This window comes from Rhizobium sp. 05N49, from assembly GCF_056396805.1.
The window spans coordinates 142,908-154,948 of the sequence record NZ_JBFTME010000004.1 but is presented as its reverse complement, the minus strand read 5'-3'; the positions used below and the strand labels follow the sequence as shown (position 1 = coordinate 154,948).

The 12,041-nt window shown below is 60.8% G+C and carries 11 protein-coding genes; 5 read left to right on the top strand and 6 right to left on the bottom strand.

Features of this window, described 5'->3' with window-relative positions; genetic code table 11:
- Positions 1–26: 26 nt before the first annotated feature.
- Complete coding sequence (locus tag AC1DF8_RS10330) at positions 27–956, bottom strand: sugar ABC transporter substrate-binding protein (protein WP_112546487.1); 930 nt, start codon at positions 954–956, stop codon at positions 27–29.
- A gap of 116 nt (positions 957–1,072) precedes the next feature.
- The gene (locus AC1DF8_RS10325; protein ID WP_113208598.1) at positions 1,073–2,056 is read right to left on the bottom strand and encodes an ABC transporter permease; all 984 of its coding nucleotides are present in this window, start codon (positions 2,054–2,056) and stop codon (positions 1,073–1,075) included.
- A 213-nt stretch (positions 2,057–2,269) separates the two neighbouring features.
- Here AC1DF8_RS10325 and AC1DF8_RS10320 point away from each other — a divergent pair, with 213 nt between their 5' ends.
- From AC1DF8_RS10320 to AC1DF8_RS10300, 5 genes are all read left to right on the top strand, one after another.
- Positions 2,270–3,079, top strand: a complete 810-nt coding sequence (locus AC1DF8_RS10320; protein WP_113202191.1) for a transketolase — start codon at positions 2,270–2,272, stop codon at positions 3,077–3,079.
- Positions 3,079–4,035, top strand: coding sequence for a transketolase family protein (locus tag AC1DF8_RS10315; protein ID WP_478153326.1), 957 nt, complete (start codon positions 3,079–3,081; stop codon positions 4,033–4,035). Before AC1DF8_RS10320 ends, AC1DF8_RS10315 begins: the two co-directional genes overlap by 1 nt.
- A 65-nt stretch (positions 4,036–4,100) precedes the next feature.
- Positions 4,101–5,567: an FGGY-family carbohydrate kinase gene (locus AC1DF8_RS10310; RefSeq protein ID WP_113208600.1), complete on the top strand. Its 1,467-nt coding sequence runs from the start codon at positions 4,101–4,103 to the stop codon at positions 5,565–5,567.
- 21 nt (positions 5,568–5,588) lie between these two features.
- Positions 5,589–6,548: a sugar-binding transcriptional regulator gene (locus AC1DF8_RS10305; protein WP_112546482.1), complete on the top strand. Its 960-nt coding sequence runs from the start codon at positions 5,589–5,591 to the stop codon at positions 6,546–6,548.
- A 169-nt stretch (positions 6,549–6,717) separates the two neighbouring features.
- On the top strand, positions 6,718–8,481 hold the full coding sequence (locus AC1DF8_RS10300) for a peptidoglycan D,D-transpeptidase FtsI family protein (protein WP_478153323.1): 1,764 nt from the start codon (positions 6,718–6,720) through the stop codon (positions 8,479–8,481).
- 60 nt (positions 8,482–8,541) lie between these two features.
- On the opposite strand, the gene AC1DF8_RS10295 is transcribed toward AC1DF8_RS10300, so the two are convergent.
- Genes AC1DF8_RS10295 through AC1DF8_RS10280 form a run of 4 tightly spaced genes read right to left on the bottom strand, consistent with a single transcriptional unit; the run spans position 8,542 to position 12,035 of the window.
- A complete protein-coding gene (locus AC1DF8_RS10295; RefSeq protein WP_478153710.1) occupies positions 8,542–9,279 on the bottom strand; it encodes an ABC transporter ATP-binding protein in 738 nt (245 codons plus the stop codon).
- Positions 9,279–10,106: an ABC transporter ATP-binding protein gene (locus tag AC1DF8_RS10290; protein ID WP_478153321.1), complete on the bottom strand. Its 828-nt coding sequence runs from the start codon at positions 10,104–10,106 to the stop codon at positions 9,279–9,281. Before AC1DF8_RS10290 ends, AC1DF8_RS10295 begins: the two co-directional genes overlap by 1 nt.
- 1 nt (position 10,107) lies before the next feature.
- On the bottom strand, positions 10,108–11,010 hold the full coding sequence (locus tag AC1DF8_RS10285; RefSeq protein ID WP_478153319.1) for an ABC transporter permease: 903 nt from the start codon (positions 11,008–11,010) through the stop codon (positions 10,108–10,110).
- A complete protein-coding gene (locus AC1DF8_RS10280) occupies positions 11,007–12,035 on the bottom strand; it encodes an ABC transporter permease (RefSeq protein WP_478153317.1) in 1,029 nt (342 codons plus the stop codon). The genes AC1DF8_RS10285 and AC1DF8_RS10280 overlap by 4 nt, the downstream gene beginning before the upstream one ends.
- Between the last annotated feature and the right edge of the window lie 6 nt (positions 12,036–12,041).

The window sequence follows — 12,041 nt, the reverse complement described above, 5'->3', positions numbered from 1 at the left end:
ACACACCTCCTCGAGATTTCGGCTGATTAAGGATGGTTGGCGATGAAGCCTGCTACATTTTCCTTGGTCGTCAGCGTCGCATCGAGAAGCTGAACCGGCGGAACCTTTTCGCCAGCGACAAGCTTGATGGCGTTAGCGACGGCTTCACGGCCCATCTTCTGGGTCTGCTGCGTGGCCGTCACATCGAAGACACCCTTGCTGAGAGCTTCGAGGGCGGCAGTATCACCATCGAAACCGCCAACGACGATCTTCTGCGAAGGGTTTGCAACCTTGATTGCCTGGGCGGCACCAAGCGCCAGCGCGTCTGCCTGAGCGAAGACGATCGTGACATCCGGATTGGCCTGCAGCATGTTCTGCATGATCTGGAAGCCTTCGTCCTGGAACCAGTTGTTGGAATACTGTTCGGCAACAACCTTGACGTCCGGATTGGCCTTCAGTGATTCCGCGCAACCCTTGGAACGATCAAGCTCGGGCGTGGTGCCCTTCTGGCCGTGGATGATGACCATCTTGCCCTTGCCGCCGGCTTCCTTGAGGATGTAGTCGCAAACCGCCTTGGCGGAGGCAACGGAGTCCGTCGCCAGGAACGTGTCGCCCGGAGCACCTTCGGCATTGCGGTCGACGTTGACGACCGGGATGCCGGCCTGCTTTGCAAGCTTCACCGGAACGGTAGCCGCGGCTGCACCAGCCGGGATATAGATGAGAGCGTCGATGTTCTGGGTCAGAAGGTCCTGGATCTGGTTGACCTGCGTCGGGCCGTCGCCCTTGGCGTCGACGGTAACGACCTCGATGCCCCGCTTCTTGGCTTCGTCTTCAACCGACTGCTTGATCTGGTTGAAGAAGTTTGCCTGCAGGTTTGCGACGGCAAGGCCAAGCTTCTTGACTTCGGCCGCGTGAACGGATCCGAGGCTGAGACCAAGCAGGGCAGCAGACGCGAGCAGAGTGCGCGCAAATTTCATGTCAGTTCCTCCGTTGTTAGTGAACCCTTGGGTATCCTCCCCCTCGGGCAATAGATCCGCTCCAAACCTTTCGGAGAGGAATTTCACGCGGCCCGCATCACCTGCGGGCCTGATGTTCAGGCAGCGCGCCGCTTGCGGATTGTCTCGGCGCCGACCGCGAGAACGATCACGACACCGATGATGACCTGCTGCAGGAAGGGTGAGACGTTGAGCAGGTTGAGGCCGTTGCGCAGCACACCGATGATCAGGACGCCGATCAGCGTGCCACCGATGCCGCCGGCACCGCCCGACAGTGATGTTCCGCCGATAACGACCGCTGCGATCGTGTCGAGTTCGTAGCCGAAGCCGCTGGACGGCTGGGCAGAGTCGAGACGGGCGGCAAGAACGATACCGGCAAGACCTGCAAGTACGGCACTCGCCACGTACACAAGAATAGTCACAAGCTGGACATTGATGCCGGCAAGACGGGCAACTTCGGGATTGCCGCCGACCGCATAGAGCATGCGGCCTTCTGCGCGGAAGTGCAGGAAAATCCAGGCAGCTGCGACGACTGCCAGCATCAGGAAGACGGTTGCAGTCAGGATGCCGAAATGGCGGTCAATGGCCAGCATCATGAACCAGTCGGGAAAGCCCACGATCTGCTGGCCGTCGGTGATCATGTTTGCCACGCCGCGCGCAGCCGACATCATCGCGAGCGTCGCGATAAAGGCGGGGACCCTGAACCAGGTGACCATGATGCCGACGATAAGGCCGCTGATCATCGAGGCAATAAGCGCCGCCACGATGCCGAGGCCGAGCGGCAGACCGGCGACATTCGCCGTCCAGCCCATCACCATCATCGCGAGAGCTAGGACCGAGCCTACCGAAAGGTCGATGCCGCCGATCAGGATCACGAAGGTCATGCCGACTGCCATGATCCCGAGCACGGTGATCTGGTCGAGAATGTTCAGACCATTGCGGACGGAGAGAAATGTATCAGTGCTGAAGGTCAGGAACAGGCAGAGCAAAAGCAGTCCGATGAGCGGACCGGTTGCTCCCGTGAGCTTGCTGACCCACGTACCGGACGGCCGGCTCTGTTCATTCACGTCGATCGCCACCATCGTTCCTCCCTAAAGATCAAGGCCGGCGGCCACTATTTCCTCAAGCAAGAATATTTATTCATGCCTGCTGGAAAATTCATTAACAACTTGCTTAGATGCTGTCAACCAGCTTTTCTGCGGATACTGGAGGCTGGACAATCAACAAGGGGCTTGACTAAGCTCGCTCATATGCAAAAATATAACATAGTGAATATTTATGCACGAGAGGAAACGATGGAGCCTTCCGAACTTGAACGTGTTGCTCGCCAGATACGTCTGCGCGACCTCCAAGCCGTATACGAGGCGGGCGCCGGCCATATCGGTGGCGAGATGTCGGTGATCGATCTCCTCACAGCGCTGTATTTTCGGGTGCTGCGCGTCTGGCCCGATCAGCCCAGACATCCCGATCGCGACAGGTTCGTGCTGTCGAAGGGCCATACGGCCTGCGCGCTCTATGTCACGCTCGCCAAGCGCGGTTTCATTCCGGAAGAGGAAATCTCGACTTTTCTGAAGCCGCATTCCCGTCTGAACGGCCACCCGAACTGTAATAAGGTGCCGGGCGTCGAAACGAATACCGGCCCGCTCGGACACGGGCTGCCGGTTGCTGTCGGCATGGCCAAGGCGGCAAAACTCTCAGGTGCGAAATACCACACCTATGTCATCACCGGTGACGGCGAGATGCAGGAAGGCTCGAACTGGGAAGCCATCATGGCAGCATACCAGTTCCGCCTGGACAACCTGACCTTGATCATCGACCACAACAGGTTCCAGCAGGGCGCTTCGCTCTCGGACACCAACGATGTCGCACCGCTTCGCCCGAAGCTCGAGGCCTTCGGCTGGGAAGTCAGCGAAATCAACGGCAACGACATGCACGCGATCGTGCCCGCCCTCGAGCATCGCTCCGACCGTCCCCATTGCATCGTGGCGCACACCAACAAGGGCCATGGCATCTCTTTCATGCAGGATCGCGTCGACTGGCATCACAAGGTTCCGAGCAAGGAACAGTATGAAACCGCATTGGCAGAACTGTCGGAGGCACTCTAATGAACGCGCCCGTAAACCCACCGAAGCTCTATGACTGCCGCGATGCCTTTGCGGCGACGCTCGAGCGCCTGGCCGCCGAGAATGAAACCATCGTCGCCGTCTGCAACGACTCGGTCGGCTCCTCCAAACTTGGCGGCTTCAAGTCGAAATTCCCTGATCGCCTCGTCAATGTCGGCATCGCCGAACAGAACATGGTTGGCGTCGGCGCCGGTCTCGCCAATGGCGGACGCTTGCCCTATGTCTGCGGCGCCTCTCCGTTCCTGACCGGCCGATCGCTCGAGCAGATCAAGGCCGACATTTCCTACTCCAATGCCAACGTCAAGCTCGTCGGCATTTCCTCGGGCATGGCTTACGGCGAACTCGGCCCGACCCATCATTCGATCGAGGATTTCGCCTGGACACGCGTGCTGCCGAATCTGCCCGTGATCGCCCCTTGCGACCGCATCGAGACTGCCGCCGCGGTCGAGTGGGCCGCAAGCTATAATGGTCCCTGCTTCCTGCGCCTCTCGCGCGTCGGCGTTCCGGATCTGCTGCCTCAAGGTCACAGGTTCGAAGTCGGCAAGGCGAACCTGCTGCGCGAAGGCTCTGATGTCACGCTGATTGCCAACGGCACGCTGACCCACCGCATGATGAAGGCCGCCGAAATCCTGGCCGGGCGCGGCATCAAGGCGCGCGTGCTCAACATGGCGACCGTTCGCCCGATCGACGAGGCCGCCATCATTGCGGCGGCCAACGAGACTGGCGCGATCGTGACGGCGGAAGAGCATTCGATCTTCGGCGGCCTCGGTTCCGCCATCGCCGAAGTGGTCGTCGACAACGCGCCCGTACCGATGAAGCGTCTTGGTGTTCCCGGCATCTATGCGCCGACAGGTTCGGCCGAATTCCTCCTCGACGAATTCGGCATGGCGCCAGCGGCGATCGCCGATGCGGCCCAGGCGCTGATCAAGCGCAAATAATCTGATAGCAGGTCTATTGCACCGGGGCGCGCATCTGCCCCGGCCGTTCGTTTGAGGAGAAGATGATGCGGGCTATTCTGGCGATCGACCAGGGCACAACCAATTCGAAGGCAGTGTTGGTTTCCGAAACCGGAGCGGTGCTTGCCAGAGGCTCGGCCGCCGTCGGCATCTCCTATCCGCAGCCGGGCTGGGTCGAGCAAGATCCCCGCCGCATCTTTGCCTCGGTTTGCGAAGCGATCGAGGCCTGCCTGAAGACAGTTTCCGACGTTACTGTCGAGGCGGTGGCAGTTTCCAATCAGCGTGAATCCGTCACGATGTGGGATGCAGAGAGCGGCGAGGCGCTGGGTCCGGTAGTGAGCTGGCAGTGCCGCCGCACAGCGCCGGACTGCGAGCGCCTGATCGCCGAAGGTCATCTCGACCGCGTGGAAACGCTGACCGGCCTTCCACTCGACCCAATGTTTCCCGGATCGAAATTCCGCTGGCTGCTCGATCGCGTACCAGCCGGGCGCCGAGTGCGCCTCGGCACGGTCGACAGTTGGCTGATCCATTGCCTGACGGGTGGGCGCCGCCACGTCTGCGATGCCTCCAATGCCGCCCGCAGCCAGCTGTTCGACCTCAATTGGCAGGTCTGGAGTGAGGAACTCGGCCAGATTTTCGGCGTCGATATCGCCCTGTTGCCGGAAGTGCTCGACAGTTCTGCCGATTTCGGCACGACGCGCGGCCTTCCCGGCATCCCGGACGGCACGCCGATCCGATCTGCTATCGGCGACAGCCATGCGGCGCTCTTCGGTCATGGTGCCTTTAAGCCGGGCGATGGCAAGGTGACGTTCGGAACCGGCTCCTCCGTCATGACGACATTGCCGCGCTTCATCGCGCCGCAAAACGGGATAACCACGACGGTCGCCTGGCGGATCGCCGGCGTGCCGACCTTCGCCTTCGAGGGCAACATTCTCGTTTCGGCAGCAAGCCTTCCGTGGATGGCCGACATTCTGGGCCTTCCCGATGTCGCAGCCCTCGTCGACCTTGCGGCGACGGCTGAGCCGGGCGGACCGGGATTCGTGCCGGCCTTCGTCGGCCTCGGCGCCCCCTACTGGAATTCCGACGCCCGTGCGCTCTTCGCCCAGATCAACTTTTCCACGACCCGCGCCCAGATGGCCCGCTCAGTGACGGATTCGATCGCCTGCCAGGTGCATGACGTGATCGCCGCCATGCGCGCCCAGAGCGGCGGCAAGCTCGGCGCTCTCTATGTCGACGGCGGCCCGAGCCAGAACCGCTTCCTGATGCAATGCGTGTCGAACCTGATCGAACATGCCGTCATCCAGTGCGAGGCGCCGGAGGCTTCCGCTCTCGGTGCCGCCTATCTCGCCGGGCTTTCGCTCGGCCTGTGGAAGGATCTCGACGCGATCGAAGCACTCCCGAGAAGCACCACAGTGATCCGCCCCGAAGAGATCGATCGCACCGGACTTCTCAATACATGGAATGATGCGCTGGCCCGCTCGACGTCGCGACCGACACCGGTTAAATGTGAATAAAAATTCAAGCCGGTATCGCCCATGTCCCGTCTCAACGAACTCCGCCTGATCTCCAGGGTTGCCCAGATGTACCACATCGAAGGGCGGCGGCAGGCGGAGATCGCGCAGCATCTGCGGCTTTCCCAGGCGACGGTCTCGCGAATGCTGAAGAGGGCCGAGGCCGAGGACATTGTTCGCACCAGCGTCATCCCGCCGGTCGGCACTTACAGTGAGCTCGAGGGAGCCCTGCGCCAAAAGTTCGACCTTCCCGAAGCAATTGTCGTCGAGTGCAGCGAGGACCGGGACGGCGCCATCATGGCCCGGATCGGTGAAGCCGCAGCCCATCTTCTGGAGATCACACTTGCACCTGGCGAAATCGTCGGGGTGTCGAGCTGGAGCCAGACCATCTTCAAGATGGTCGAAAACATCCATCCGCAGAAAAGCGCCCAGGTAAAATACGTCGTGCAAACCCTCGGAGGCATGGGCGACCCTTCGGTGCAGACACATGCCACGCAGCTTACGACGCGCCTTGCACGCCTCACCGGAGCCGAACCCAAGCTGCTTCCCGTACAGGGCGTGACGACATCGAGGGAAGCCAGACTCCTGATGCAGTCAGATCCCTTCGTCCGCGAGACCATGGATTTGTTCGGCAGTATCACGCTCGCCATTGTCGGCATCGGCGCCGTGGAGCCGTCCGAATTGCTTGCTCGTTCGGGCAACATCTTTTCGTCGCGGGAGCTTGCCGATCTCGCCGAGGCCGGCGCCGTTGGTGACATTTCACTGCGCTTTTTCGACAAGGACGGCAAACCGGTGAAGACGCCGCTGGATGACCGGGTCATCGGCCTTCCGCTCGAGGATCTTGCGCGGGTGGATCGCGTCATCGCGCTGGCCGGCGGTGCGAAGAAGACGGCGGCGATCTCGGGCGCGCTGCGTGTTGGCGTCATCGACATGCTGGTGACCGACAAATTCACCGCGCAGCGATTGATCGATACAACGGCTTGACGTCGCCGTCGGCTATGCCCGTGGCATTTCTGGAAGCGACGGTTAACGAACTGTTAAATAATTCCACGCAAATCTAGTCAGCAGTTGCCCCAGGAGAAACAGGCCGGAAAACGCACCGCGTTTTCGGAAGTGCTTCTTCGACTTCCGCCGCCTGTTCTGGATCAGCTCAATGACCATCATCTCCCGAATTCTGAAGATTAAAAGTCGATCCCATATCCTCGTCGAACGTCAGAGGATCGGCGTTGACGACAGGATCCCGGGCACGAGAAAGATGCGGAGTGGCAAGACGCGGCAACGGTTAGGCATTCTGATCGGCGCCTTCGTCTGCGGGTTTATTCTGATCGGCGGCCGTCTTGTCCAATACGGACTTGCCGAGGAGCCCACCACCAGCTCGCTTGGCAATCCAAACGGCGTTGCCTCCCGGCCCGACATCGTCGATCGCAATGGCCAGCTTCTGGCTACCGACCTGAACATGGTTTCCCTCTATGCGGACCCCCGTCGCATCATCGACGCCGACGAAGTGGTGGAGAAACTCGCCGTCGTCATTCCGAGCCTGGATTGGAGGGAGACCCACAAGAAGCTCAAGATGGACAGCGGCTTCCAGTGGCTGCGGCGCCAGCTCACGCCGAGGCAGCAAGCTGATATCCTTGCCCTCGGCCTTCCTGGAATAGGGTTTAGACCTGAAAAACGTCGCTTCTATCCTGGCGGGCGCGCTGCGTCGCATATCCTTGGTCACGTCAATGTCGACAATCAAGGACTGGCCGGCATGGAGCGGTATCTCGACCAGCAAGGCCTGGCCGATCTGAGGGCTGTGGGGCTGACATCCGGAGTTCCGCTTGAACCCGTCAGCCTATCGATCGACATCCGCGTCCAGAACCTCGCCCGGGAAGTCGCCGCCAAAGCGATGAACGCCTATCAGGCGGAAGCCGCCGGCGCACTCGTTCTCGACGTCGAGACGGGCGAGGTCCTGGCGATGGCCTCGGTGCCGGATTATGATCCGAACGAGCCATCACGCACATTGGCGGACGGCAACGTGGACAAGGATTACGAGAAAGGCTGGTTCAACCGGATCAGCAATGCGACATTCGAGATGGGCTCGACCTTCAAGAGCTTCACCTTGGCGATGGGCCTCGATGCGGAAAAGATCACTCTCAACTCCGTCGTCGATGCATCGCGTCCGATCCGGATGGGCGGCTTCACGATCAAGGACTTCAAAGGCAAGCACAGGCCACTATCGATCCCGGAGGTCTTTCAGTATTCGTCCAATATCGGCACCGCGGCGGTCGCGGACATGGTCGGCATTGAGGGACATCAACAGTTCCTGACCAAGCTCGGACTTTTGTCGAAGGTGGAGACGGAGATGCCGGGCGTCGCAACGCCCACGCAGCCACGCACATGGAAGAAGATCAATTCGGTCACGATCTCCTTCGGTCACGGCGTCGCCACGACCCCGCTGCAGACGGCGTCCGCCGCCGCATCTCTCATCAATGGCGGCAATCTCATTCCGCCAACTTTCCTGCCACGGTCGCCCGAACAAGCTGCAACGCTGGCGAAAACCGTGGTCAAGCAAAGCACAAGTGCCGATATGCGCTATCTCTTCAGCTGGAATGGGCTGAAGGGTTCAGGCCGTGCCGCCCAGGTCGAGGGCTTCAATGTCGGCGGCAAAACCGGGACAGCCGACAAGGTCGTCAATGGGCGTTACGCAAGCGACCTGAACTTCAACGCCTTTGTTGCGGCTTTTCCAATGGACAAGCCGAAATATATGGTCCTTGCGATCATCGACGCCCCGAAAACCGGTGAGCATGGCGGACGGACGGCAGCCTCCACAGCCGCGCCGATGGTGAAGGAAATCATTGGTCGGGCAGCCCCGCTGCTCGGTGTCCAGCCTCACTTCGGATCGAATGATGCGCCCTATTCGCTGATCAGTTACTGAGCTCGCCAAGATCTGCGAGGTGCGACATTACCTCGGTCGCGTCATCCCAAAATACGAGTGTCAGATGAAAGTCGCTTCGAATAGCTCACGCGCATATTCGTCATGCGTTTTCCCGTCCTGCAAATCGTCTTTCGAGAGCTCATCGATGAACCGGCCATCCTTCATGATCAGCACGCGATCGCACATATGGGCGATCACCGCCAGATCGTGGCTGACGAGCACGTAGGTCAGTCCCATCTCGTCGCGCTGGTCCGCCAGCAGGTTCAGGATTTCGGCCTGTATCGACACATCGAGCGCTGAAGTCGGTTCGTCGAGGAGCAGGATCGGCGGCGACAGGATCAGCGCTCTTGCAATGGCCACGCGCTGGCGCTGGCCGCCGGAAAGTTCGTGGGGAAACCGGTTTGCAAATGCGGCCGGCAGCCCGACCTGGCGCAGAGAACGTTCCACGGTTTGCCAAATCTCCTGCCTGCCCATAGCCCGCAAAGGTTCGGCGAGGGCCGTGCCGATCCGGTGGCGCGGATGCAGCGAACCGTAAGGATCCTGGAACACCATCTGAGCGCATTTGAGGTCGTCGAGGCTTCTCGACTTGCCGACCATGCGACCAGCGAGCGCGATTTCTCCCGACCAGCCTTTTTCCATGCCCGACAGGCATCGCAAGACGGTGGACTTGCCGCAGCCGGACTCACCGACGATACCCAGAGTTTCCCCACGCGCGACGCGGAAGCTGATGTCCTTGACGACATGGTTTTGCCGTTTGCCGGATGTGAACGTGACGTTGAGGTCGCGGACTTCGATCATCATGCTCTCTCCAGGTCGATCTTCGAGCGGTCGAGAACTGCAAGCCGCCGGACGGGGTGTCGCGGATCCGGCATCGCGGCGATCAGTCCCCTCGTATAGGGATGGCTGGCATCTTCCAGCCGTGTCAGCGTTTCAACGATGCGCCCCGCATACATGACGATGATCCGCTCACAGAAGGCGGAGACCATGCGGATATCGTGACTGATCAGCAGCAGGCCGGAATCATTCTCCCGGACGAGTTCGTCAAGCAGCGTCAGCACGTCCTTGCGCACGCTGACATCGAGCGCCGAAGTTGGCTCGTCGGCGATGACGAGCTTCGGCTTGGCGAGAAGCATCATTGCAATCATCACACGCTGGCCCATGCCGCCGGATATCTGATGCGGATACTGCGCCATGACGCGCTCCGCGTCGCGGATGCGAACGCGCTCGAGCATCGCTTTGGCCGCAGCAGTCGCTGCTGCGCCACGCAGATTGAGATGCAGGCGGGCCGCTTCAGCGATCTGCTTGCCGACTGTCAGCACGGGATTGAGCGAATAGCGAGGGTCCTGCATGATGAGCGCGATATCCTTGCCGCGTATCTTTCCCATCTGCCTCTCGGAGAGCGACAGAAGCGGACTGCCGTCAAGGTCGAGGCGCTTTGCGGAGACGGTGGCACCCGCCGACAGGAGGCGCATGATCGCCCGACCGGTCGTCGATTTTCCCGACCCGGACTCGCCGACGATGCCGACGCGTTCGCGCCCGATATCGAAGCTGACATGGGAGACGGCAGGCACCGCGTTCCTGCCGAAGCTGACATTGAGGTCTTCGATGGAGAGAACTGGCTTCATATCAGGACCTCGCATGACGGGGATCCAGAATGTCGCGAAGCGCGTCACCTGCCACGTTGAAGGCAAGGCTGGTAACGAGGATGGCGACACCCGGCATCACGGCAACCCACCAATAATCGAGCATGAACTTTCGCCCGCTCGAGATCATCGCCCCCCATTCGGGCGCCGGTGGCTGCGCGCCCAATCCGAGGAAGCCCAGCGAGGCGGCGGTCAGAATGATGCCTGCCATGTTGAGGGTCAGACGTACGATCACCGACGGAATGCACATGGGAGCGATGTAGACAAAGAGGATGCGCAAGGGCGAGGCGCCGTAGAGACGGGCGGCGGCCACATAGTCGGCATTTCTGACGACGAGCGCCTCGGCGCGTGCCAGACGCGCAATGGGTGGCCATGCGGTGAGTGAAATGGCGATGATTGCCGTCGTCAGGCCGGCTCCGAGGGCGGCGGCGAATGCCAGCGCCAGGATCAGCGAGGGAAAGGACAGGACGATATCCGTTGCCCGCATCAGGAGTGCATCGGTGCGACCGCCAAAGAATCCGGCGACGACACCGATCAGCAGGCCGATCGGGCCAACGATGAGAGAAATCGAAAGCACGGTCTGGACGGTGATCCGCGTTCCGTAGATCMGGCGGCTCAGAATATCCCGGCCGAACTCGTCGGTGCCCGCCCAATGCGCGGCACTTGGCGGCTGCAGCGCGTCGGACAGGACCTGGATGTTGGGATCATAAGGCGCGAGCCAAGGCGCAAGGATCGCGACGACGCAGAGCACCGCCAGAATAATAAAGCCGGCCATGCCGAGCGGTTCCTGCCCAAGTCTTGAGACGATCCTCATCGTTGAGCCGGAGATCCGTGCCGGCAGGCTCGGTGGGCGCACAGTGAGGTCGGTTTGGATTGCATCGCTCATTGCGCAGCCTCCCGCGTTCGCGGATCGAATATCGCGTAGGCGATGTCCGCCAGGAAATTGAGGAACATGAAGATGAAACCGATGATGATGGTAGCGGCAACGACGGCATTCATGTCGCCGATCATCAGCGCATTCGTCATGTATTGGCCGATACCCGGCCAGGAAAAGACGATCTCGGTCACGACGGCACCTTCCAGCAGCCCGCCATAGGAAATAGCGAGGATGGTGATGAGCTGTACCGCGATATTCGGCAGGACGTGGCCGATGACGGTGCGGGCCGGGCCGACACCCTTTGCGCGCGCGGCGATCACGTAATCCTGGCTCAATTGCTCGAGCGTGAAGCTGCGGGTCATACGGGTGATATAGGCCATGGCGGCATAGGCAAGGATCACGGCAGGCAGGATGATATGCCCAAGCGCATTCCAGAAGATCTCTGTTTCTCCCTGCAGCAGACTGTCAACAAGCAGTAGCCCGGTCTGTGGCATGACCATGCCCTCGTAGAAGACATCGACACGTCCAGGACCTCCAACCCAGTTCAGCCCGGCGTAAAAGATGACCAGGCCGACAATGCCGAACCAGAAGACCGGGATCGAATGACCGACAAGCGCCACGATCCGGGCGATCTTGTCGATGAACGTGTCTCGAAAAAGCGCCGCAGTCAGCCCAAGCGGGACGCCGACAAAGGTCGAGATCAGGATCGCCAGGGTGGCGAGTTCGAATGTCGCGGGAAATGCCTGAGCAAGATCCGAGGAGACCGGATTGCCCGTCAGCACCGCCGTTCCGAAATCGCCATGCGCCAGGCCATTCAGGTAGATCAGGAACTGCTGGTAGATCGGCAGGTCAAGACCAAGCTTCTGACGCATGGCGGCATAGGCGGCAGGGTCTGCCAGCTCGCCGACGATCGCTCCGACCGGATCGGCCGGAAGAATACGGCCGATCACGAAAGTGACGCACAGCAGGATGAACAGGCTGACGGCCAGGTGTCCCACCCGGCGCGCCAGTTCCTTCACGGAGAGTTCCTTCATGATCGG

What these genes read in the sequence shown, in the direction of transcription:
- AC1DF8_RS10300 (WP_478153323.1), top strand. Translation starts at nt 6,718, where the DNA reads ATGACCATCATCTCCCGAATTCTGAAGATTAAAAGTCGATCCCATATC.
- AC1DF8_RS10310 (WP_113208600.1), top strand. Translation starts at nt 4,101, where the DNA reads ATGCGGGCTATTCTGGCGATCGACCAGGGCACAACCAATTCGAAGGCA.
- AC1DF8_RS10305 (WP_112546482.1), top strand. Translation starts at nt 5,589, where the DNA reads ATGTCCCGTCTCAACGAACTCCGCCTGATCTCCAGGGTTGCCCAGATG.
- AC1DF8_RS10295 (WP_478153710.1), bottom strand. Translation starts at nt 9,279, where the DNA reads ATGATCGAAGTCCGCGACCTCAACGTCACGTTCACATCCGGCAAACGG.
- AC1DF8_RS10280 (WP_478153317.1), bottom strand. Translation starts at nt 12,035, where the DNA reads ATGAAGGAACTCTCCGTGAAGGAACTGGCGCGCCGGGTGGGACACCTG.
- AC1DF8_RS10290 (WP_478153321.1), bottom strand. Translation starts at nt 10,106, where the DNA reads ATGAAGCCAGTTCTCTCCATCGAAGACCTCAATGTCAGCTTCGGCAGG.
- AC1DF8_RS10315 (WP_478153326.1), top strand. Translation starts at nt 3,079, where the DNA reads ATGAACGCGCCCGTAAACCCACCGAAGCTCTATGACTGCCGCGATGCC.
- AC1DF8_RS10325 (WP_113208598.1), bottom strand. Translation starts at nt 2,056, where the DNA reads ATGGTGGCGATCGACGTGAATGAACAGAGCCGGCCGTCCGGTACGTGG.
- AC1DF8_RS10320 (WP_113202191.1), top strand. Translation starts at nt 2,270, where the DNA reads ATGGAGCCTTCCGAACTTGAACGTGTTGCTCGCCAGATACGTCTGCGC.
- AC1DF8_RS10330 (WP_112546487.1), bottom strand. Translation starts at nt 956, where the DNA reads ATGAAATTTGCGCGCACTCTGCTCGCGTCTGCTGCCCTGCTTGGTCTC.